The 22,669-nt window shown below is 37.7% G+C and carries 17 protein-coding genes and 1 tRNA gene; 7 read left to right on the forward strand and 11 right to left on the reverse strand.

The annotated features are described in order from the left end of the window. Positions 1-7: 7 nt before the first annotated feature. From lpxB to B0G92_RS00620, 3 genes are all read left to right on the forward strand, one after another. Complete coding sequence (gene lpxB, locus B0G92_RS00610; RefSeq protein WP_101470724.1) at positions 8-1,123, forward strand: lipid-A-disaccharide synthase; 1,116 nt, start codon at positions 8-10, stop codon at positions 1,121-1,123. Between the two features lie 282 nt (positions 1,124-1,405). After that, the gene (locus B0G92_RS00615) at positions 1,406-2,083 is read left to right on the forward strand and encodes a C40 family peptidase (RefSeq protein WP_101470725.1); all 678 of its coding nucleotides are present in this window, start codon (positions 1,406-1,408) and stop codon (positions 2,081-2,083) included. Between the two features lie 36 nt (positions 2,084-2,119). Next, on the forward strand, positions 2,120-4,150 hold the full coding sequence (locus B0G92_RS00620; protein ID WP_101470726.1) for a ComEC/Rec2 family competence protein: 2,031 nt from the start codon (positions 2,120-2,122) through the stop codon (positions 4,148-4,150). Position 4,151: 1 nt separating this feature from the next. Here the strand turns inward: B0G92_RS00620 and B0G92_RS00625 are convergent, their stop codons facing one another. Genes B0G92_RS00625 through B0G92_RS00645 form a run of 5 tightly spaced genes read right to left on the reverse strand, consistent with a single transcriptional unit; the run spans position 4,152 to position 12,446 of the window. Beyond that, complete coding sequence (locus tag B0G92_RS00625; protein ID WP_056072197.1) at positions 4,152-4,613, reverse strand: thioredoxin family protein; 462 nt, start codon at positions 4,611-4,613, stop codon at positions 4,152-4,154. A 43-nt stretch (positions 4,614-4,656) separates the two neighbouring features. Further along, the gene (locus tag B0G92_RS00630; RefSeq protein WP_101470727.1) at positions 4,657-6,372 is read right to left on the reverse strand and encodes a peptide MFS transporter; all 1,716 of its coding nucleotides are present in this window, start codon (positions 6,370-6,372) and stop codon (positions 4,657-4,659) included. A gap of 25 nt (positions 6,373-6,397) precedes the next feature. Next, positions 6,398-8,545, reverse strand: a complete 2,148-nt coding sequence (locus B0G92_RS00635; protein ID WP_101470728.1) for a peptide MFS transporter — start codon at positions 8,543-8,545, stop codon at positions 6,398-6,400. Positions 8,546-8,569: 24 nt separating this feature from the next. Further along, positions 8,570-10,270 (reverse strand): peptide MFS transporter, encoded by a 1,701-nt coding sequence (locus B0G92_RS00640; RefSeq protein ID WP_056072187.1) that lies wholly within the window; start codon positions 10,268-10,270, stop codon positions 8,570-8,572. Positions 10,271-10,277: 7 nt separating this feature from the next. Beyond that, entirely contained in the window at positions 10,278-12,446 is a 2,169-nt protein-coding gene (locus tag B0G92_RS00645) for a S9 family peptidase (RefSeq protein ID WP_101471985.1), read from the reverse strand. 201 nt (positions 12,447-12,647) lie between these two features. On the opposite strand from B0G92_RS00645, the gene B0G92_RS00650 reads away from it, so the two are divergent. From B0G92_RS00650 to B0G92_RS00660, 3 genes are all read left to right on the forward strand, one after another. Beyond that, the gene (locus B0G92_RS00650; RefSeq protein ID WP_180326384.1) at positions 12,648-13,601 is read left to right on the forward strand and encodes a YARHG domain-containing protein; all 954 of its coding nucleotides are present in this window, start codon (positions 12,648-12,650) and stop codon (positions 13,599-13,601) included. A 207-nt stretch (positions 13,602-13,808) separates the two neighbouring features. Further along, on the forward strand, positions 13,809-15,131 hold the full coding sequence (locus tag B0G92_RS00655; protein ID WP_101470730.1) for a hydroxymethylglutaryl-CoA reductase, degradative: 1,323 nt from the start codon (positions 13,809-13,811) through the stop codon (positions 15,129-15,131). Between the two features lie 6 nt (positions 15,132-15,137). Next, a complete protein-coding gene (locus tag B0G92_RS00660) occupies positions 15,138-16,052 on the forward strand; it encodes a GYDIA family GHMP kinase (protein WP_101470731.1) in 915 nt (304 codons plus the stop codon). Between the two features lie 42 nt (positions 16,053-16,094). Here the strand turns inward: B0G92_RS00660 and B0G92_RS00665 are convergent, their stop codons facing one another. From B0G92_RS00665 to B0G92_RS00690, 6 genes are all read right to left on the reverse strand, one after another. Beyond that, positions 16,095-18,188, reverse strand: a complete 2,094-nt coding sequence (locus B0G92_RS00665; RefSeq protein WP_056072176.1) for a peptidylprolyl isomerase — start codon at positions 18,186-18,188, stop codon at positions 16,095-16,097. A gap of 153 nt (positions 18,189-18,341) precedes the next feature. Further along, positions 18,342-18,536 (reverse strand): hypothetical protein, encoded by a 195-nt coding sequence (locus tag B0G92_RS00670; protein ID WP_056072173.1) that lies wholly within the window; start codon positions 18,534-18,536, stop codon positions 18,342-18,344. Between the two features lie 17 nt (positions 18,537-18,553). Beyond that, positions 18,554-19,111 carry an LPS export ABC transporter periplasmic protein LptC gene (gene lptC / locus B0G92_RS00675; protein WP_056072170.1) on the reverse strand — a complete coding sequence of 186 codons (558 nt, stop codon included), beginning with the start codon at positions 19,109-19,111 and terminating at the stop codon, positions 18,554-18,556. 1 nt (position 19,112) lies between these two features. Next, a complete protein-coding gene (locus B0G92_RS00680; RefSeq protein ID WP_101470732.1) occupies positions 19,113-20,504 on the reverse strand; it encodes a hypothetical protein in 1,392 nt (463 codons plus the stop codon). Continuing rightward, positions 20,497-21,738 carry a BamG family beta-barrel-assembly machinery protein gene (gene bamG / locus B0G92_RS00685; protein WP_056072166.1) on the reverse strand — a complete coding sequence of 414 codons (1,242 nt, stop codon included), beginning with the start codon at positions 21,736-21,738 and terminating at the stop codon, positions 20,497-20,499. The genes B0G92_RS00680 and bamG overlap by 8 nt, the downstream gene beginning before the upstream one ends. Continuing rightward, positions 21,731-22,465 (reverse strand): type III pantothenate kinase, encoded by a 735-nt coding sequence (locus B0G92_RS00690; RefSeq protein ID WP_101470733.1) that lies wholly within the window; start codon positions 22,463-22,465, stop codon positions 21,731-21,733. The genes bamG and B0G92_RS00690 overlap by 8 nt, the downstream gene beginning before the upstream one ends. A gap of 99 nt (positions 22,466-22,564) precedes the next feature. On the opposite strand from B0G92_RS00690, the gene B0G92_RS00695 reads away from it, so the two are divergent. Beyond that, positions 22,565-22,637, forward strand: a tRNA-Phe gene (locus B0G92_RS00695). Positions 22,638-22,669 lie beyond the last annotated feature (32 nt).

Consider the following 22,669-nt stretch of genomic DNA (forward strand, 5'->3'; position numbering starts at 1 on the left):
CACAAATATGAAGTACTATATTATTGCCGGAGAAGCTTCAGGCGACCTGCATGGTTCCAACCTGATGAAAGCCATTTTCAAAAAAGACCCTCAAGCCGAAATACGGTTTTGGGGCGGCGACCTGATGCAGGAAGCCGGCGGCACTTTAGTAAAACATTACCGCGATTTGGCTTTCATGGGATTTGCAGAAGTAGTCATGAACCTCAAAACCATCCTTAATAACATCAAATTCTGTAAGGCCGATATACAGGAATTCAAACCGGACGCCATCATTTTTATTGACTATCCGGGATTCAACATGAGGATAGCCAAATGGGCAAAAGAAATAGGAATACCAACCCATTATTATATTTCCCCACAGATTTGGGCCTGGAAAGAAAATCGTATCAAAGCCATCAAACGCGATGTCGATTTTATGTATGTGATTCTTCCGTTTGAAAAAGATTTCTACGAAAAAAAACACCATTTCCCTGTAGAATTTGTTGGCCATCCCCTAATTGACGCCATTCACAACAGAGAACATATCGATGAAGATTCCTTTAGAAAAGAATTTGATTTGGATGACAAGCCTGTCATTGCACTGCTTCCTGGTAGCCGAAAACAGGAGATTTCAAAAATGCTTTCCGAAATGCTTGCTGTTGTAAAAGACTTTCCGGCCTATCAATTTGTGATTGCCGGCGCTCCGGGCCAGGAGTATGACTTTTACAAACAATTCTTAAAAGACCAAAACGTACATTTTATCTCCAACCGAACCTATGATTTGCTGAGCATAGCATCTGCGGCTTTGGTTACTTCCGGGACGGCCACATTAGAAACGGCATTATTTAAGGTTCCGGAGGTTGTCTGTTACAAAGGAAACTGGATTTCCTATCAGATTGCCAAGCGAATTATCACCTTAAAATACATTTCGCTGGTGAATCTTATTATGGATAAAGAAGTCGTAACCGAATTAATACAGGGCGAATGCAATCCGAAAAGAATCAGGAAAGAGCTGCATAAAATTTTAGAAACCAGCCAAAGGGAAAAGCTTTTGCAGGATTATGAAATTCTTGAAAAAAAGCTCGGAGGCATTGGCGCAAGCGAGAAAACAGCGCGTTTGATTGTTGATAAGCTTAAAAAATAACACTTATTTAACACCAAAAATAATCCGCTAGAATTCAAACCATTACAATCCGTAAAATCTTTTAAAAAATTAGTTATCAACAATTTCTTGAAAAGATTTTTGCTGGTTTTATGAATTTTACATTATATTTGGAATCTGTTATATAATAATCAGGTTATTAACTCGTTGTATATCTAAACATATAGCATTTGAAAAACGAATAATTCTACGGAATTTTTATTAATAAATCTAAAGCAAATTCGCCCCTAAGTCTTTGTTTTTGCTGAAAAATAAAAAATAAATATGTCTGCAAAAAAAATCTTTTTACTGTTCTTACCACTATTTTTATTGGTATCGACCTCAGGCCACTCGCAAATTATTACCACTAAAAAAGAAGCTCTTAAAAAAGGAGTTTACGAAAAACCTGTAGAAAAGAAAACTACTGTTGCTGCAGATAAACCTGCTCCGGCTCCCGTTGCTGTTGCAGACAAAACAAAAGCTACAAAAAATACCAAAACGGTTAAAAATAAAAAAAATGTAATTGTAGAACAGGAAGACCCGGAACTTATCGCATCTGTGGCTCCAACTGAAAGTTACATTTCTCTTCAATTAATCAATAACGCAATGAATTTCCTGGGTGTAAGATACCGTGGAGGCGGTACTACTACTGCCGGAATGGATTGCTCCGGAATGGTTACTGCTGTTTTTAATCTTTTTGACATCAAATTGCCTAGAAGTTCACATGATATGGCCTTGATTGGTGAAAAAGTTGACACGAACGATATTAAAAAAGGAGACCTGATTTTCTTCAGAACCAATGGAAGAAGAGTTATCAACCACGTAGGCGTTGTTATCGAAAAAATTGGTGATGAAATAAAATTTATCCATTCATCAACAAGCAAAGGTGTTGTGGTTTCATCCACAAGTGAGCCTTACTACAAAAGAACATTTGCTCAGGTAAACAGAATCATCCAGCAATAATTTCACTTTTTGTTATATTTTCGGTATTTTCGGTTTATGAAAATATTGAAATTCCCGTTAGCTAGAATTACCATCTGGTTTGTTCTAGGAGTACTCGCCGCATTTTATTTTGAACCGATTCCACTACTCTCCCTGATTCTTTGCGGAGTCAGTATCCTCCTTTTTGGAACGGCCTTTTATTTTTCCGGAAAAGACTTTATTCAGAAGTCCTATTTTGGCTATGTAACCTATTTTGTTTTTTTCTGCATTGGAATTACTACCCATGCTATTCATAATGAAAGGCTTTCCAAATATCATTATGGGCATAAATTAGACGGACATACACATTCCGTAGAGGTAGTCCTTCTTGAAAAACTCAGGAGCAATCCCTACAACCACCGTTATATTGCTAAAGTTACCGCAATCGATTCGGCAATAGCCGAAGGCAAAATTGTGCTTCAGGTCAAAAAAGAAAATCTGCCACAGGATTTTCCTGTAGGAACAAGGCTTTTGATTACAGGAACCATCTACGAACCCCAGGCACCTGGAAATCCACACCAATTTGACTATAAAAAGTATTTGGCATTTAAATCTGTTTATGGGCAAATGTATGCTGATGTATCCACAATACAAATAAGCCCGAAAAAAGAAAAAAACATTTGGTATTATGCTGCAGATTTTCGAAATACCATTATCAAAAACCTTAAAGATTCCGGATTTAGAAACGAAGAGCTTAACGTAGCCGTAGCCTTAATTTTAGGGCAGCAACAGGACATTTCTCCGGAACTGATGAAAGATTATCAGTTTGCCGGTGCCGTGCATATCTTGTCGGTGTCCGGACTTCATGTAGGATGCCTGATGCTTTTTATCGGGTTTCTTCTCAGTCCTTTACCCAAAAGCAAAACAGGAAATATTCTAAGACTAGCTATTCTCTTGTCTTTTCTTTGGGTTTTTGCCTTGATAGCCAACTTTTCACCATCGGTTACGCGTTCTGTGGTTATGTTCAGCTTTGTAGCCGTAGGGAAATATGCCCGGCGTAAAACCAATATTTACCACACGCTTTTGGTTTCTGTTTTTATGATACTGCTGTTTGAACCCTCCTTTATCTTTGACGTAGGATTTCAGCTTAGTTATAGTGCCCTGTTTTTTATTGTATGGTTACAGCCATTGTTCAGTTCCTTATGGCAACCTAAAAATAAAATCGGAAAGTATTTTTGGGACATACTTACCGTTTCGTTGGCAGCCCAGATGGGTACTTTCCCACTAAGCCTTTATTATTTCCATCAATTCCCCGGACTGTTCTTTATAACTAACCTTCTTATTCTTCCATTATTGGGAATTATAATGGCTCTGGGTGTTTTTGTGATGTTGTGGGCTTCTTTTAGCAGTGTACCGTCCTTTCTTGTCAAATGCCTGGAATGGAGCCTTTATATCCTGAATAAGATAATTAGTAAGGTTGCTTCTTTTGAATCTTTCGTGTTTCAGGACATTCCTTTCAATTGGCAAATGTTGGTAACGTGCTACTTACTTTTGTTTACCGCTGTTTTTTGGCTCAAAAAACCAAATTTCAAAAAACTTGCCTTTGCACTGGCGAGTATAATTTTGTTTCAACTGGCTTACCTGGGAAATAGATACTTTACAAAAAACCATGAAGAACTGATAGTATTTAATGCCAAAAGGAATACAATTATTGCCCGGAAAAAAGGAGAGCAACTAACCGTTTTTAGCCATCAGGAATTATCGGAACAAACAATAAACTTCATCCTGAAACCTTATCTGGTTGGAAGTTTTAGCCGGATTGCTTCAACTGAAAAAATCGGGAATTTAATGTATTTCAATCAGAATAAAATTTTGGTCATTGACAGCCTTGGCGTTTTTCCTAAAAGCCAGCGGCCTGATATTATTATCCTGTCACAATCGCCAAAAATAAACCTTGAAAGGACTATACAAGATGCAAAGCCAAAAATGGTTGTTGCAGATGCTTCCAATTACCGGACTGATGTGGAAAGATGGAAAATAACCTGCTTAAAAGAAAAAATCCCTTTTCACTCAACTGTTGAAAAGGGATTTTATAGTTTATCTAAATGATTTAGACTTTAATTAGCGGTAAAAGCTGCTCAGGAGTATGGTATCCTACAATAGGGCTCTTTACTTCTCCTTTGCTGTCAAAAATATACATTGACGGATAACCTTGTACTTTCAGGAACATTGTAAAATCGTGAACCGCATTACGTCCTTTTCTGGTAGCATCGTATTTTGGGTTTGTATATTTTTTCCCTTTGTAATTCACTTCAGAATCGCCTTCTGCATTAAATTTCACAGCATAGTAGTTAGCATTGATATAATCTGCTACTTCTTTTGCCTGAAAAGTATTCTTATCTAACATTTTACATGGTCCGCACCAATCTGTGTATACGTCCATAAAAATTGGTTTTGCTTTTTTCTTCTGTGCTGCCAAAGCCTGGTCTAATGTCATCCATTTGACTTCCTGAGCCTGAACTGCGGCCATAGAGCCTACAGCTAAAAATAGTGCTAAAAGTAATTTTTTCATTTTTTTATAGTTTTTAAATATTGGGTTCAAAAATAGTGCCGTTTTAAGCGACGTTATTCTCTTTCATAACCTTGTTCAACCATTTCAGCATCAATAGCAATACAATAGCCGCCGCCAAAACCAATCCAAAGTTAAGGAAGAAGAAGTTTTCTTTTTGTGGCATCTCTTCCCAAAGAGAAGACAACATTCCTGAAAGTTTGTTTCCAACAGAAATAGCCAGGAAGAATCCACCCATCATCAGAGCAGTAATCCTTGGAGGCGATAATTTAGATACCAAAGAAAGCCCCATTGGCGATAAACACAACTCACCTATCGTGATTACACCATAAGAAGCGATTAGCCACCAGGAACTTGCTTTCATAGTCAGGTCGTTCGTTGCAAAAACAGCCCCTACCATTACCAAAGCTGATAAGGCAGTAATTACCAAACCGATAAAGATTTTTGTAGGTGTGCTCGGTTCTTTCTTTCTTCTTCTCAACCAGCTGAATACTCCTACCACCAACGGTGTCAAAACCACTACCCAGAATGGGTTGATAGACTGATAAAGTTCTGTTGAGTATAATTTTAAGTTTGTTCCTTTTGCCGGAATCTGGTCTCCAGGCAAAGTCGCGAAATATTTTCTTGATTTTTCTAACTGTCCTATTTCGCTTGAGTATTTTCCTTTTGCAATAATCTCTTCTTTAGAAACCGCCGGCATAGCAGCTTCTTTAGCGCGCATTTCTTCAATTGTCTTGTCAAATGTAGCCTGGTCTGCAGAAACGATATCATTGTTTACAACCACCTGTGCCATTCCTAATTTGTCAGCCACGTTAGAAACCGCTGTTGGCATATTTCTGTCTGTATGGTCTTCAGCCCAAACTGTTAAAGCATCACCATTTTGGTGGAAGATGGCGAAGAATAAGATAACGCAGGTAAATACAGCCAAAAGAGCCTTAATTGCTCTGCTTTCTTTAGCTTCTGCTTTAAACGCCAAATAAATAAAGAATCCTATTACCGGAATACATCCAATGATGAAGGCATCATTCGTATCAGAACCCAGGAAGTTGCCTGGTATCATGTATCCGATTATACCAAAAATAAACATTGGAAGAACTGTTAATCCCAAGATTTTTCCTGTTGACATATCGCCTTCTTTTACCGGCTTGATTACGTCAACATGCTTTATGTGTTTTGTTCCGATTAAGAATACAACTACTCCAATCAACATTCCTACTCCGGCAGCAGCGAAAGCATGCCCCCATCCGTAGTTGATTCTCATGTAGGCTGCAACGAAATTACAGATAAATGCTCCTACGTTAATCCCCATGTAAAAGATGTTGTATCCGGCATCTTTTTTATCTTTCATATCATCACCGCTGTAAAGGTTTCCTACAAGCGTAGAGATATTCGGTTTAAAGAATCCGTTTCCTAAAATAATACAGAATAACGCAACATAGAAAGTTGTTATACTATGGATTGACAGCAAAAAGTAACCTGTTGCCATCATCAATCCTCCCATGATGATTGACCTTCTGTATCCTAAAACTCTGTCAGCAAGCAATCCGCCAATAAAAGGAGTTAAGTACACCAGACCCAGATATGTTCCATAAATGTCGGATTTTTTAGCAGGGTCAAATCCCATACCTCCGTTGTTCCATCCGTCAAGCATGTAGAGGGAGAATATCCCGAGCATCAAATAATATCCAAATCTTTCCCACATTTCTGTGCCAAAGAGGTACCAAAGTCCTTTAGGGTGTGATCGCTTTACTGTTGTTTCCATTTATTATAGTTTAAGGTTAGTGTTATTATCTTACTCCGTGCATTAATTTTTTCAGCATAGGATTTAGTGCTACTACAATCAATCCTGCTACAATAGGAACTATTGTAAAAATCAGGAAGAACGTACTCATGTCATACTCTTTAGTAATGCCTTCAATCATTCCTCCCAGTGAGCCTGCCAGTTTATTCCCGATTGCAATCGCAAGATACCACATCCCGAACATAAATGCAATCATTCTCGCAGGCACCAGTTTACTTACATAGGAAAGGCCAACCGGCGACAGGCATAATTCTCCCCAGGTATGGAAAAGATAGGCCAATATAAGCCAAATCATGCTTACTCTTACGGCTCCTGCTTCAGCTCCGGAAGGAATAACTCTTGCTCCATAAGCCAAAATCGCAAATCCTAAGCCCATGATGATTAGACCCAGTCCGTATTTTACGGCAGCACTTGGGTTGTATTTGCTGTCCCACCATTTAGAGAACATTGACGCAAAAGCAATAATAAAGAACGAATTTAATATACTAAACCATGAAGCCGTAACTTCCACCTGGTTTTCTTTTAGCTGAACCACTTCTGCTTTTATAATCTGCGAATCTTTTGTTGCTTTTTTATAATCATCCCTGATTTTAGTTTCAAGGCCTTTTGTCAGGTATACAAAATTTCCTATTTCGCTATGCAATGCCACCTTATCATTTACTTTCAACACTTCCTGACTGGAAATAGTGACCGTTTGGTCAACTACAACATCTGTTGGTTTCAAAACCGTAGTCTCTGTAACTGCATTGAAATCAAAAACAAGGTCTCCATTTTCATCAACCGCCTGTTTTTTCGTCTTTTTGTCTATCTGGGCCGTTTTGATAGCCTGGTATTTCAGTTCGTAGGCTTTTGAATTATAATCATTATTCAACATCCAGACCACAATTCCCCAAACTCCCAAAAAGCTCAATGCCAATATAATGTTTGAAGTCGCTATTTTTTTAGCAGTTTGCCTAAACAACAGAAACAATACCCATGAAATTAATGCAAGCGGTATAATAGTAAGAAGCGTATTGATAATATTAAAAACAATAGCCTGATTCCCCATTAAAGTTCTATCTGTAAAATCTCTGGCAAAAAGGATAAGTGACGTTGCTCCCTGTTCAAAAGACAGCCAAAAGAAAACCGTAAAGAAAGCAAAAACAATCACGGCAATCATTCTGTCTCGTACCACTTTTGTATAACGTGAAATTCTTGAAATAACCAAAAATAAAAACAGTACCAAACCGATAATCGTGATTACAAGCGCACCAGGCAAAACCTCTTTTGACACCAAAAATTCCTGAGGTAATAAATGGATATTTCCAATTTTTGAAGCCGGATCATCAATTAAATACAGTAATCCAATTATAGAAGTTATAACAATCAGCACCTTGTCAAGCATTGTAAACGGATTGCGTTTGTCTTCCGGTTTTACTTCTGCTTTTGGTTCTGTGATATCAATTTGTCCATCAGGTGAAATTGCTTCAACGACCTTATCTCTTTTAGGCACATCACCAATGGAACCGAACAAAGGTTTTGCCAACCAGAACTGCAAAGAACCAAGAAGCATAAAGATTCCGGCCAATCCAAAGCCCCAACTCCATCCTATTTTTTCTCCCAAATAACCGCAAAGCATCATTCCGAAGAAAGCGCCCGCATTAACTCCCATATAGAAAATAGTATAAGCCCCATCTTTTTTCTCTGGCAGGTCTTTATACATTTCAGAAATAATCGACACTATATTCGGTTTAAAAAAACCGGTACCAATTACCAGTAATCCTAACCCAAAGTACATGGAAAATTCTGTTTCCAGCGCCATGGAAGCATGTCCTGAAGTCATAATCAGCGCACCAATAACAACTGCCCAACGGTAGCCTGTAAATTTATCGGCAATAATTCCTCCAACTATTGGGGTCAAATATAAAAGTCCGGCATAGGTTCCGAATAAGGCTCCGGCATTCTCTGAAGTCCATTCCCAGCCCGGATTAGTACCGATAGCCGCCATGGTCAGGAAGTTAATTAACAAAACTCTCATTCCGTAGAAAGAGAATCGTTCCCACATTTCGGTAAAAAACAATACAAATAACCCTGATGGATGGCCTAAAACTTTTGATTTGAAAAAATCGTTGTTAGTGGATGTGATTTCTGACATTTATTAATTTTTATTCTATTATTCTTAAGCAACTTTAGCGTCTGCCATTAATTTTTTCAATAGTGGGGATATCAATAGCAGGACAATTCCAGCTCCTACAGCCACATAACCGATACTTGCATAACCATTCGTATATTGAACCAATTTATCAACATTGGTTGGGTTCTCTATTGAAGTATCTACTTTAGCCAAAGCCGAACCGATTAATCCTGCACCATATTGACCGTATGCACTTGCCAAAAACCATGTTCCCATCATAACACCGTGCAATCTGCCCGGAGTTAATTTTGTTATCATTGACAAACCAATTGGAGAAAGGCAAAGCTCTCCCAATGTTATTACAAGATAGGCTCCTACAAACATCCAAAGCGGAGTTAGTCCTGTTGGGGTAGCAAAAAACTTGCTCGCAAAAAACACTAAAAATCCTAATCCTAAGAATACAAATCCTAATCCGAATTTGACAACTGTATTGGGTTCCGCTTTTTTCTTGCTAAGGAAAATCCAGAACATTCCTATAATTGGTGCAATCAAAACAACCCAAAGCGCATTTACCGAGTTGTTAACCTGTGTCATGTTGAAACCTTTGTTATCAACATTTCCATTGGCGAAGAAATTTAATGAACCACCGCCCTGCTCAAAGAACGACCAGAACAAAACAGAGAATAAAATCAAAATGATGGCTACAGCCATTTTTCCAAATTCTTCTTTGGTTACATCAAATAGAGTCTTGATTAAATAGAGCAGAATCAAAACGGCAATAGTAATCATAAACACATCACTGAACTGTACTAAGTTTGGAGCAGTTGTTCCGTCTGCTTTTACTATTTCTCCGAGCATAAAAGTCAAATCCACATCAAAAGGGAAATATACCAGCACAAAGAAGAAAGGTATAAATAACAGGGAACCTATATAAACCAAAAGATTTTTACTGATACCAAACTTTTTTTCCTGCAATTTTTCCGGTTCAGGCGGTAAACCGATTGGACCTAATGATTTTTGCGTGAAAACAAACAAAATCAGTCCGCAAATCATACAAACTCCCGCCAATGCAAAACCTAGAGACCAGCTTACAGAAGTACCTATGTAAGCAATGGTCAAACCGCTTAATAATGCCCCAATATTGATTCCTGAATAGAACAATGAAAATCCTGCATCTCTTCGGGAGTCGTCTTTCCTGTATAGCGAACCGACCATTGTGGATATGTTGGGTTTGAAGAAACCATTCCCGACAATCAGAATACTAATTCCTAAATAAAAAGGAAATGCACCCGGAACAGCCATAATAAAAGTTCCGATTGCCATCAAAATACCACCCCAGAAAACTGATTTTCTAAATCCAAAAATTTTGTCGGCAAACAATCCTCCAACAAATGCCATTGCATAGATAAAAGCCTGGATTAGTCCGTATTGCTTGTTCGATTTGCTTTCCGCATCATCTTTAACCTTTTGCTGGGAAGTTTCTATGTAGTATCTGGGATGACTTTTGTCTAAGACTTCTTTGTTTTTTTCCAGAAACTCGGTTTTCTTCGCTTCTAATTCTGCAGGAGCGAGAGGCTTATAATCAGCAGAAAGTACCAAGTGGGAAATATACAACGCCAAAAGCGCCCTCATTCCGTAAAACGTAAACCGCTCCCACATTTCTACTAAAAACAGATACCATAATTGTTTTGGATATTTTCCTTTGAAATTTTGAATTTCTTCTAATGTAGGGGTTGTTGTATTCATCTGAGTACTATAAGTTATCTTTAATAAAGTTTGTCATTTTTGTATAGAGTTGCAATCTGGTTTTTCCACCATAAATTCCATGGTTTTTATCCGGGTAAATTGCCCAATCAAATTGTTTGTTGGCCTGAACCAAGGCTTCAATCATCAGCATCGTATTTTGTACGTGAACATTGTCATCTGCCGTTCCGTGTACTAATAGGTATTTTCCTTTTAATTTGCCAACATGATTGATTGGAGAGTTTTCGTCATATCCGGAAGCATTTTCCTGTGGAGTCTGCATGTATCGTTCCGTATAGACTGAATCATAGAAACGCCAGTTGGTTACCGGAGCAACAGCTATTGCCGCTTTGAAAACATCATTTCCTTTCAATATGCAGTTGGACGACATAAAACCTCCATAGCTCCAACCCCAGATTCCTATTCTGCTGCTGTCAACATAATTGTATTTTCCAATCACTTTTGCCGCATCAATCTGGTCTTCTACTTCAAATTTCCCCAATTCTTTATAGGTTACTTTTTTGAAATCGGCTCCTTTGTAACCGGTTCCTCTTCCGTCAACACAAGCCACGATATAGCCTTGCTGCGTAAGCATCATATACCAAAAATCATTTGTGTTGAGCCAGCTGTTCTTAACTTCCTGTGAACCCGGGCCGGAATATTGAAACATTAAAACCGGATATTTTTTAGAAGCATCAAAATCTTTTGGTTTAATCATCCAGGCATTTAGCTTATGCCCTTTTTCTGTAGTCAGCTCAAAAAATTCTTTTGACGGCAGATTATACCCCTGCAATTTCGAAAGCAGCTTTTCATTCTTTTTGATTGATTGTACTTCTTTACCGGTTTTGGCATCATTTAACGAATATTGTGCCGGAGTCGATACGTTTGAAAAAGTGTTGATATAAAACTGGAAGTTCGGGCTGAAAGTAGCCGAATTGGTTCCGGTTGCAGAAGAAAGTCTTTTCTTGTCTTTTCCGTTAAGTTTGATAGAATAGATATCCCTGTTAATGGAACCGTTTTCTACAGACTGGTAAAAAACAGTTCCTGTTTTTTCGTCAAGACCATAGTAGGCCGTAACTTCCCAGGCACCTTTGGTGATTTGGTTTTTCAGCTTTCCTGACTTGTCATAATGATAGATGTGATTGTAGCCGTCTTTTTCACTGGTCCATATAAAGCTGTTATCTTTTAGGAAAGTCAGGTTGTCTGTAATATCCACATAGGCTTTATCTTTTTCATTTAGAACCACTTTTGTTGCACCGGTAGTTCCGTCAACAAAAAGCAAATCGAGATTGTTCTGGTGTCTGTTGATAACCTGGGCGCTAAGGACATTCGCTTCGTTTGTCCATTTAATTCTCGGAATATAAAAATCGTTATAATTACCTAAGTTAATCTGTTTGGAAGCATTGGCTTTCAGGTCATATACATGCAGAGAAGCTAAAGCATTTTTTTCTCCGGCTTTTGGATATTTAAAAACCTGTTGTGTTGGATAAAGTCCGCTGCTGTATAAATCCATCGAAAATTCAGGCACTTCGGTCTCATCAAAACGGATAAAAGCAATCTTATCGCTTGCCGCATTCCAGTCATAGGCCCTTACAAAAGAAAATTCTTCTTCATAAACCCAGTCGGTTATACCATTGATGATGGCATTTTTCCTTCCGTCGGTTGTAATTTGTTTGGTCGTTTTTGATTGCAGGTTGTAAACATATAAATTATTGTCTTTGGCATAGGCAATCTGATTTCCATCAGGAGAAAAGGTAGGTTCCTGTATTTTAAAGTCAAACAATTTCGTCAATTGTTTTGTCTGGATATCATATAAATAATAGTCTGCTACAAAAGAGTGGCGGAAAATCTGCTCCGATTTGCAGGCAATCAACATTTTATTTTCACTGGAATTGAAAATATAGCTGTCAATCATCGGCAGGTCTTTGTGATTTTTAGTATCAATGAGCGTAGCAACCTTTTTCAGCGTTGCATAATCGTACAAATCAATCTGCATGCTCCTTGACGGCCTGTCAAAATTTAATACAGTATATTGGTTGGTATTTTTTAAGGATTGTAATTCGTCCATTCCTTCAGCCCTAAAAGCACCTCCCCATATTTCTTCGAGAGTGATTTTTTGCTGGCCAAAAACCGACATGCCGATAAAAAAAAGCAATGCGGCAATCTTTCGTGAATTCATCATATTTTGCTAAGGTAAAAAAACTGTCAATTTTAGTGAAAAAATCGGAATAAACCTTGATTTTTTGTGTTAAATGCAATTTTTGTAATTTTGATTAATCTCTAAATTTCAAATGTTTCCGATATAAAACTTATAAAAAATTTTCTATCAGCCAGTTTCTATTGTTATTTTACCATTATGTTTGAACAAATCCCGCCTCGAATGAAAAATTATTTATTGTATTTTTTACTGATTTCCTTTACAATCAATGCACAAAACCTGAAGGATTGTTCAGAATGTTCGTCCGAAATAATCCGGGAAAGCAGTATACAAAATCTAAACGTACCTGCCTTGAAACTTTTGAAAAATGAAATGTACGCAAGAAAAGGTTATACTTTTTCCAATGAAGAATATTCCCGACATTTCAAACAATTTTCATGGTATAAACCTTCTGCCAATAATAACACTATAGTATTTTCTGACATTGAACAAAAAAACATCGCTATTCTAGCCCAAAAAATCAACGAGATTTCACAACCCGATTCCAAAAACGAACCGAATAGCAAATACAAAACACTGACCCAGGAGAAAATAAATGAAATCTTTACCCATGAAAAAAAGAAAGAATTAGGTATTAATTTTTCAATTTGGAAGGTTTACGATTATCAGGACAAAACCGGAAAATATTATTTGGTTCTGACCGAAGACAAAATGAATACATCGAAAGAAGGCAATTTTAATAATGCCGTTAAAGCGTTTAACTTTAAGATAGAAAATAATGTCTGGACCAAGACTTTTGAAACCAATGACTCCAAAAAAGACGGGGAAGACAGCATCTGGTTTTGGACAAAATATATTTATGTAGAAGATTTTGACCTGGACGGAATTATTGAACCTATACTTTTTTATGGAACAAATGGCCTCAATGGCTACGACGACGGAAGAATCAAAATACTGACCTATTATAAAGGTAAAAAAATCGGAATCCGTATACAGAACGGAGTATTGGATGACGAACGGAATTTTAGCATCGATGCTGATTTTTACAACCTGCCTAAAAGCATACAGGACACCGTTGTTGCCCAAATGAACAAAATGGTTGAAAACGGCCATTCTATACTGCCATACGGCTGGCAGAAAAAAATGGCAAAAAAGATGACCTTTATTAAGGAGTAATTGACCTGTGGCAATTTCGTTTTTGTGGCTCTGCGTCATTGCGTGAAATAGTTGCTCGCAAAGACGCAGAGTCGCAAACCAAACGTATTAGAAATATTTCGGTGCAAAGTTTCAAACACCTTTCATAAAATCATACTTTAAACAGTTAAAAAGAACTGTCTGAAACAGTATCTTTGCAGTACTATTTAAAGACATAACTGTTAGATAATGAACAAAACCATTTCGGGATTTTCAAAACTATCCAAAGAGGAAAAAATAAGCTGGATTGCCGAAAACTATTTTTCAAATCCGGAAGAAGCTACAGCGATTATAAAAAATTACTGGAATTCTGACACCAGGCTTCAAAAACTGCATGATGATTTTATAGAAAATACGATTACCAACTTTTACCTGCCTTTGGGAATTGCTCCTAATTTTCTAATCAACGGAAAATTTTATACTGTTCCTATGGCAATTGAAGAAAGTTCTGTTGTGGCGGCAGCAGCCAAAGCAGCAAAATTCTGGTCGGAAAGAGGCGGATTTAAAGCTACTGTCATCAATACCGAAAAAATAGGCCAGGTTCATTTTCTTTACAAAGGTGATGCTTCAAAACTGGAAAAGTTTTTTACAGAAATCAAAAACCGTTTTTTCGAAGAAACAGAAAGCATTACCAAAAATATGCAGAAACGTGGTGGCGGTATCCTGGATATTTTGCTCAAAGATAAAACAGACCTGCTTCCTGATTATTTCCAACTCCACGCGACTTTTGAGACCAAAGACTCGATGGGAGCGAATTTTATAAATTCCTGCCTGGAACAATTTGCCAAGACTTTAAAAAATGAAGCCCAATCGTCAGGGATTTTTTCTGAAGAGGAAAAAAACATACAGATTGTCATGAGCATACTGTCGAACTACGTTCCAAACTGTATTGTTCGTGCCGAAGTATCCTGCAAGGTAGAAGACTTAAAAGAAAAGAATAGCAATCCGGGAGATTTTGCAGAAAAATTTGTTCGGGCCGTACAAATAGCAGAAGTCGAACCTTATCGTGCCGTTACCCACAACAAAGGAATCATGAACGGAATTGATGCCGTGGTATTGGCTACCGGAAACGATTTCCGTGCCATAGAAGCCGGAGTACATGCCTATGCTTCCAAATCAGGCCGCTATCAAAGTCTTTCGCATGCTAAAATTGAAAACGGCATTTTTCATTTCTGGCTGGAAGTGCCTCTTGCTTTAGGTACTGTGGGCGGATTGACCTCTTTGCATCCTCTGGTAAAACTGGCTTTGGAAATGCTTGAAAAACCTTCTGCGCAAGAACTGATGCAGATTGTAGCTGTTGTTGGACTGGCCCAAAATTTTGCCGCATTGCGTTCACTGACAACAACAGGAATTCAGGAAGGCCATATGAAAATGCACCTTGGCAACATCATCAATCAACTGGAAGCTACAGACGAAGAAAGAATTAAGATTGTGAAACATTTTGAGCACCATCCTGTTTCTCATGTGGCTGTTGTGGAATATGTAAATGATTTAAGAAAAGTTAAATCCTAAATACTCTTGAAAAAGACATTCTATAGCAACGGAAAACTTCTTATCACCGGAGAATATGTCGTATTGGACGGTGCAAGGGCTTTGGCCCTACCGACCAAATTTGGACAGAATCTGACCATTAAAAACGGCAAAAACAATCAAATGGATTGGAAAAGCTTCGATAAGGATGGAAGTATTTGGTTTGAAGACAACATTACTTTTGAAAGCATCATCAAAAAAGAATCTTTCAGTTCTGACAAAATCAAAACTACGCTGATTGAAATTTTGCACGAGGCTTATCTATTGAATCCAGAATTTATTGAAGCATCCGAAGGCTATACCATTACCACCGAACTTACTTTCCCGAAACTTTGGGGACTTGGGACTTCTTCTACCTTGATTAATAATATTGCCCAGTGGCTCGATATTGATGCTTTTGAACTGCTTCGCAAAAGTTTTGGAGGAAGCGGCTATGATATTGCGTGTGCCCAAAAAGACACTCCTATTCTGTATTGGCTGCAGGACGACAGACCCCGAATTGAAGAAATCGTTTTCAATCCGGATTTTACCCGCAACATGTATTTCGTTTACTTAAACCGAAAGCAAAGCAGCAAAGCAGCCATTGCTTCCTATTATAACAAGCAAAATAATATTGCTGAAGTATCCCGAAAAATAGACCAGATTACCGAAGCTCTTCTTAAAGCCGAAGACTTAAAGACATTTGCCTATCTGATTGAAAAGCATGAAATGATTCTAAGTGATGTTCTGGAAATGCAAACCATACAGGAAACCTATTTCAGTGATTTTAAAGGCGTAGTCAAAAGCCTTGGTGCCTGGGGAGGTGATTTTGTACTGGCGCTTTCTAAAAATGACCCTACCGATTATTTTAAAGAGAAAGGATTCCCTACTATTCTTACTTATGACGAAATGATTTTAAAATAAAAAATCCCGACTAAAAGTCGGGATTTTTTTATTCTCTATCTCTTAGAATCCGAAATCTAATCGGTTATCTTTGATTTTAGCCTTATCTTTTAAAGCCGGGATAATTCTTCCAAGTGAAGCTCCGCTCATAGCTTTAAGTCTGGCTGTGTAAGTATCGTAGTTTTTAATTGCAGGTGCTTTCACTACACTCTTTGTTTGCAATTTGAAAACTCCTGCTCTACCTTCAATCAGGTCAGAAACTTTGTTTGGTGCAGTTGCAAAAGCAGTACCTACAACTTTTGGTTCCGCTCCGAATCCTAAAAGGTTTGGATTTTGCAATGTAAGGTCTGTAGCATTTGCAACAGAAACTTTTGCCGCTTTTGCTGCTTCTTCCAAAGTAGCACCTTTCATGATTTGCTTTATCTTTTCTGTCTTCTTCTGATTCTTCAGGATTGGCTCAACGATTGGTTTTGCATCAGAGATAGCCATCAATCCTTCTTCGTTAATCTTTTTTAGTTTCACGATTAGGTTTCCGTTTGGAACGTTGAAACGTTTTACATCACCTTCAGAAGTTTCCTTATTGTAGGCCCATCTTACTACCTGTCTTTGGTTTGTAAAGCTTCCAAAGTTTTCATCAAGTGCTTTTACATTAGCCGAAGCTACTGTCAATCCAAGAGATTTAACTACTGTAGCAAAATCTTTGTCTTTAGCTTCCATTTCAATTTTGGTTGCTTTTTTGAAGATATCATCGCTGGTTGCTTCAGATGGCTCGATTCTTTGTGCAATTGTTGCCAAACGAACAGCATCACGCTTATCAATTACTTTAACAATGTGGAAACCAAATTCTGTTTCAACAAGACCTACTTTTCCGATTGGGCTGTTGAATACGAAATCGTTGAAAGGTTTAACCATTTGCCCAGGAACGATGTTGTCATATTCACCTCTGGTTTGAAGAGAACCCTGGTCATCAGAATTAGTTGCAACCAATGATTCCAAAATAGCCGGATTAGCCTGGATTTGTTTGAATAGGTCATCCGCTTTCGCTTTTGCTTCTTCTTTTGTTCTTGTTATCGCAGGATTAGGAATTTTGCTTCCTGCATAGCTCACCAAAATATGGCTTGCTTTAGCGCTGGCTCCAGCTTTTTTGCCTAATGATTTGCTTATAGCATAGTATCCGTTATAGATGTATGGTCCAAAAACTTCACCTGTTGGCAGGTTGTATAACTGGTCTGCGAATTGTGCAGGCAGGTTGTTTTTAGTTACATAAGTTGAATCGTATTTCACATCTGAATTTGCATCAACAAATTCCTGGTTGTTTGTAATGTCTTTGAAACCTTTGATGGTATCATTCTTACCTGTAGTTTCATTGAAAACAACTCTAGGAGAAAGCAAAGCAGTAATGTTTTTCTTCACTTCTTCTTCGTCTTCCTTAGAAGGTTTGTCATCAATTACAACAAATTGCAATTCGCGTGTTTCATCAGCTTTGAACTTTTTCTCGTTCTTTCTCATGTAAGCAACGATTTCGTCATTAGAAACCGGAACTTCGCTGTCTTTTATGTTTGAGAATGGGAAAGCAACATAATCAAAAGTTACTTTATCAGACTCCATCTCATATTGTAATTTTCCTTCAGCTTCTGTAGTTATCAAACCTGCTTTTAGCATAGTGCTGTAGATTTGATATTTTGCATTAATAGCCGCCTGAGTTTCTCTTTCTCTCAATTGAGTTGTCAATTCCGGATTAGACTGGAAAAACTCTTTGTATTTTTGATAATCAAACTGGCCTGCTGCGTTTTGGAATTGTGGGTTTTGCCCTATATCCTGACTTTGTTTAAGGACATCCAGGATTTGGCTTTCACCTACTCTGATTCCTAATTTCTCAAACTGCTCTGTCAGCAAAGCTAAAGAAACTTCCTGTTCCCATACCTGATTTGCTGCTTGAGACGATGAGATTCCCTGACCGCCTTTTTCAACTGCATCGACTTTACTTCTAAAATCTTCAAATGAAATATCTTCTCCGTTGATACTTCCAACGTATTTTGAAGTCTGCTTGAAACCACCGCTGTTGATAAGGTCACCAACAACAAATGCTAATAAGCAAAAACCAATAACAAATATAAGAAGTAATGATCGTTGTCTAATTTTTGATAAAACTGCCATTTTTTATTGTTAATTTTTAAATTCAGAGGGCGAAAATACAATTATCTATTTAATAATAAAAGGAGTAAACCCATATTTTCCGAGAAAGATGAAGTTTTTTTTGAATGACCTGTAAAAGATCCGCAAAAAGTAAGGAAAACAGGGAAATAAATGTTATTTATTTTTGTTTTGGTTTTCATATTTCTTTGCAAATCTCCTGCGAAAGAAAAACATAAAAAGCGCAATTGCTGCAAAGAAAAAACTCAGCCAGGGACTTCTTTCGGCTGAATTAAGTTGTACAAAACCATCAACTGCAAAAAGAATTGCCGCAATAAGATAGAAATACTGAATGTATTTTAGGTAAACCATTATAATTGTTTTGAAGTTTAAAATTCGTCTGCCTGTCCTTCACCAAAAAACACCTGACCGTTGATATCTTTAAAATCACGGCTGGCATCAAATCCTTTCGTATAGAATTCATTGCCAGGTCCTAAAGTAAGCTTGCATTTCTTTTCCGTAAAGAACCATTCCCTTTTCTGGTCATAATACAATTGGGTAGTTTCCAGTATTTTACCGTCTTCGGAAGTGATTTTTACATTTCCCTGCAAGTCGATAATATCGGTTCCTTTGTAGGTTATGGCATAATCTGAAGAAACATAGCTTTTTTTACCGTTATTGTCATATAACGTCACATCAACTCCTTTAGGAAATTCAGTATAAGGGAATGATGCATTTGAAAAATCCAGCATTTTCGGACTGACCAATATTGCCTTTACTTTGCCGGAATCTGTATATTTCAAATTGATGGTATCTGCTTCACCAACAGGCGTGAAAGCTGAAACATTGATTTTCTGGACACCTTTGAAATTGCTTTCACAAGAAAACAAAAAACCGGCCAGTAGTACAAATACAGCAGGGAATACTATCTTGCTCTTGGAAATCATATTATAATTTTGGAATGCTTACTGATTCGCCAATCCAACATTTGAATGAAATCTGCTCTCCTGCTTTTCTTTTAGCCTGAGAAATTTCCTGTTTGGATGGTGCTTTCTTGGTAAAATCGGCCGCAAGCTGATCGGCAGTCTTTTTCATTGACGGGTCAACTGTTCCTGCTTTTTTTGCTGTTTCTGCCGCCAGCCAGAACAGTGCCTTACTTTCAAAAGCATTATTGCTTTCGCAGTCTCTGGTACTGTAGCTGTAAAGCTGGGAAATAAAAATATAGGATTTCCCAAAGTTCGGTTTTATTTCCAATGCCTTTTTTGCAAATGCTCTGGCTTTTTCCTTTTCAGGATAGCCATAAGTAGTTGCTATCAGATAGTAAAGCTCTGCTTTTTTGTTGACATCTGTCTGTAATTCTGCCGACCTGGTAAAGTATTCAATTGTTTGCGGTGTGTTTTTGGCATTTCTGGCAATCATACCCATAGCATAGGCTGATTTTGCGGTAGGACTTAACGCATAAAGTTTTTCGGTAACCTTTACAAAGAAATCCGATTTGCATTTTTTAGCATCCAACCTGTCAGAAGCTCTCTCCAACCACAATGCATTTTCAGAATTTTTATCAAAATTTTTCTGGTAGAATGAAAGCAATACTTCGCAATTGGCCTGCTTATCTATTCCAGCATTTACATTTTCAGCCACAATCGTCAATTCACTGATACTTAATTTTGACTGCTGCAGGCTGTTTTGCTCTTCTGCCGTTAATTTTGCCGTTTGCGACTTTAACGTCAGGTTGTCTTTAATCTGATTTGATTTTTTTAATTCAACCTGCACTTTTTCAGCTATCTGGTCCAGTTTTGTCAAAAGCTGGTCTGATGTAAGCTCAATTTCTTTTTTCCCGTATTGAGACACGAGCAATTCCGAATAAATATTCAGAACCTCCGGATTGGTAAATTCGGTATTGTCTAACTGGAAAGCCTTGTCCAGAAAAGTAAAAATCTCACGCGAGTCACCGGATTTGTTCTCATAAAGCAGAAGTGCTTTATTAATTCTGTTTCCTCTTTTATTATTCGGGAAAACTTTGTCGTGTTCGTCATACAAATTTAAAAGTTCCGTAATCAACGGACTTTTTTCTTCAGCCGTATTGGCCTGGTCAACTTTCTGACTCAATATTTTTTCACCTAAGAGGTAGATGGTTTCACTTTCTGTAGGACACTGTTGCTTTAATTCCTTCCAGCGGTTGTAAATTGTCTGGTCATAGCTATTTTCCCGAATAAATTCTTCAAATGCAATAAGTTTGTTCTTACATTCCGGATTTTGTGCTTTTGCTGCAAAATTAAAACCCAGAACGGCAAAAATCAATACTGCCAATCTGCTACCAAACAAGTTTTTTTTATTCATACTTTCTTTTTACAAACCATCTATCATTTAAAGATAAGCTTAAAAATATATTGGCGTAGGTTTCTTTGACAAGACCTGCATGGGTCGTTCCTTTTCTTCCGTATTCAAAGCCAATATTCAGGTTTGAGATTGTTCCGCCTACTGGCAATCCTAATCCCATTGTCATTCCATAATCCTTGATTGAAGTATCACCTACAACCAATCCTGTATTTTCGTATTTAAAACCGGCTCTGTAGGTAACCCTATTCCAGTAGCTGGTGAAAGAATCATAATCCGGAACAAAATAACCTCCCAAGCTGTATCTTGTGGCATTTTCATAGCTAACATTGGTAATGTCATTGTACCTGTTCCCAAATTTGCTGCTTTCCTGAAGTGTTACTTCAGCTCCAACAAACCATTCTCCTTTTTTTCCTAACCCGAGTCCAAAAGCAAATTTGCTTGGTAATTTCAAATCAGAATCGGCCACTTCAATTTCCTTTTCTTCTACCACAATTTCAGATTGGCTGCTTCCTACCAACGTAGCAATCTTTCTTTCATTTTCTGATTTCAGATTGGCCTGAGGACTATACGTCACACTGGAAACAAAATCCAATTTTTTAATTTTTGTTGTAAACACCAATCCGGTATTAAAAGAAACACCGCTCAGGTCAGACACATTCATTTCTCTTGTACCATATTGCACATCCTGTGAAAGAAGGCTTTTGGTTTCAATACTTCCAAAGTTATAGCTAAAATCCGCACCCAGACTTAACTTGGATGTTATCTGATATCCTGCCCCAAGAAATACTTTATTCATTCCACCTTTTCCGCTGTATGACCTGTCAGGAACTCCTTCAACATCAGAAAATGAGTTTATTTTATATCCAACAGAAGTGTAAGGCATCAAACCAAATCCTACCCCTAATTTCCCTGCCGGAAATGCAACAGCCAGATAATCAATTGTGGTTCTTTGGGCTTTTGCCGTAGCTTCTCTTGTTTTCAGGTTGCTAACGCTAAAGCTTCCTCCGGCAGTAAAGCTTGTCAATTTCAAAGACGCAAATGTTGCCGGGTTCTGCAAATTCATATGGATACTGTCTGGCAGGATACTCAAGCCTCCCATCGACCTGTTTTCGGTTGTACCCTTAAATCGTGCATCTCCAATTCCATAAAACGAATAAGGTGACGCCGATCCTTCTTGTGCTACAGACGCTAATGAAAAAAGTAAACCCAGGCTTACTATAATTTTTTTAATCATTTTTGATTTTGTATTGAAATAAATGGCTCAAGCTCTCCAAAAGGAAATTTGAATTGGCAAATATGGTATTTTTTAATCGTTTAGCCAAAAATTCTGCGTCACCGCCCGTTAAAATTATCGTAAATTTTGAATAATGCTGTTTATAGTCATTTATAAAACCGTCTATTTCATTAACGGCTCCATTTACAACCCCGGAATGTATGGATTGGCTGGTCGAATTTCCAATGATACTTTTAGGACTGTCCAACTCTAATAACGGAAGCCTGGCCGTAAAATTATGCAACGCTTCATAGCGCAAGCGCAAACCTGGAGAAATCGCTCCGCCAAGGTAGTTGTCATTTTCATCTACAAAATCATAAGTGATGCAGGTTCCGGCATCAATCACCAGCCTGTTTTGCTTTGGAAATTGCAGTACCGCTCCGGCAGCCAGGACCATTCTGTCCATGCCAAGCGTTTTTGGGGTTTCGTATAAATTAACAAACGGGAAACTATCTTCATGGGATATAAAATGAACTTTCAGCTTTTCTCCAAAGTCTAAAAAATCATTTTTGTCCAGACTTCCAACCGAAGCAACAACCAAAAAGGCTGTTTTTGGAAAATCTTTTAAAATTTTTTCAATATTTTTTCTAAAATCTTTTTTGAGAAAAATAAAATACCCCAAAAGACTATCATTCTCAAAGACAGCACCTTTAATTCGAGTATTGCCAACATCAATTGCTAAAAGCATATCCTTTTGTTTGTTTTTGCGAAGTTACGAATTGATTTTTTTTAAAAATTGTTTTGGATAAATTAAAAATCGTTCTATATTTGCACCCGCATTAGCAACGGTACCTTAGCTCAGTTGGTAGAGCAATGGACTGAAAATCCATGTGTCCCTGGTTCGATTCCTGGAGGTACCACAGAAAGCCTAAACATCAATTTGTTTAGGCTT

It is taken from the genome of Flavobacterium lindanitolerans, assembly GCF_002846575.1.
Lineage (GTDB): Bacteria > Bacteroidota > Bacteroidia > Flavobacteriales > Flavobacteriaceae > Flavobacterium > Flavobacterium lindanitolerans.

What these genes read in the sequence shown, in the direction of transcription:
- lpxB (WP_101470724.1), top strand. Translation starts at nt 8, where the DNA reads ATGAAGTACTATATTATTGCCGGAGAAGCTTCAGGCGACCTGCATGGT.
- B0G92_RS00615 (WP_101470725.1), top strand. Translation starts at nt 1,406, where the DNA reads ATGTCTGCAAAAAAAATCTTTTTACTGTTCTTACCACTATTTTTATTG.
- B0G92_RS00620 (WP_101470726.1), top strand. Translation starts at nt 2,120, where the DNA reads ATGAAAATATTGAAATTCCCGTTAGCTAGAATTACCATCTGGTTTGTT.
- B0G92_RS00625 (WP_056072197.1), bottom strand. Translation starts at nt 4,613, where the DNA reads ATGAAAAAATTACTTTTAGCACTATTTTTAGCTGTAGGCTCTATGGCC.
- B0G92_RS00630 (WP_101470727.1), bottom strand. Translation starts at nt 6,372, where the DNA reads ATGGAAACAACAGTAAAGCGATCACACCCTAAAGGACTTTGGTACCTC.
- B0G92_RS00635 (WP_101470728.1), bottom strand. Translation starts at nt 8,545, where the DNA reads ATGTCAGAAATCACATCCACTAACAACGATTTTTTCAAATCAAAAGTT.
- B0G92_RS00640 (WP_056072187.1), bottom strand. Translation starts at nt 10,270, where the DNA reads ATGAATACAACAACCCCTACATTAGAAGAAATTCAAAATTTCAAAGGA.
- B0G92_RS00645 (WP_101471985.1), bottom strand. Translation starts at nt 12,446, where the DNA reads ATGAATTCACGAAAGATTGCCGCATTGCTTTTTTTTATCGGCATGTCG.
- B0G92_RS00650 (WP_180326384.1), top strand. Translation starts at nt 12,648, where the DNA reads ATGAAAAATTATTTATTGTATTTTTTACTGATTTCCTTTACAATCAAT.
- B0G92_RS00655 (WP_101470730.1), top strand. Translation starts at nt 13,809, where the DNA reads ATGAACAAAACCATTTCGGGATTTTCAAAACTATCCAAAGAGGAAAAA.
- B0G92_RS00665 (WP_056072176.1), bottom strand. Translation starts at nt 18,188, where the DNA reads ATGGCAGTTTTATCAAAAATTAGACAACGATCATTACTTCTTATATTT.
- B0G92_RS00670 (WP_056072173.1), bottom strand. Translation starts at nt 18,536, where the DNA reads ATGGTTTACCTAAAATACATTCAGTATTTCTATCTTATTGCGGCAATT.
- lptC (WP_056072170.1), bottom strand. Translation starts at nt 19,111, where the DNA reads ATGATTTCCAAGAGCAAGATAGTATTCCCTGCTGTATTTGTACTACTG.
- B0G92_RS00680 (WP_101470732.1), bottom strand. Translation starts at nt 20,504, where the DNA reads ATGAATAAAAAAAACTTGTTTGGTAGCAGATTGGCAGTATTGATTTTT.
- bamG (WP_056072166.1), bottom strand. Translation starts at nt 21,738, where the DNA reads ATGATTAAAAAAATTATAGTAAGCCTGGGTTTACTTTTTTCATTAGCG.
- B0G92_RS00690 (WP_101470733.1), bottom strand. Translation starts at nt 22,465, where the DNA reads ATGCTTTTAGCAATTGATGTTGGCAATACTCGAATTAAAGGTGCTGTC.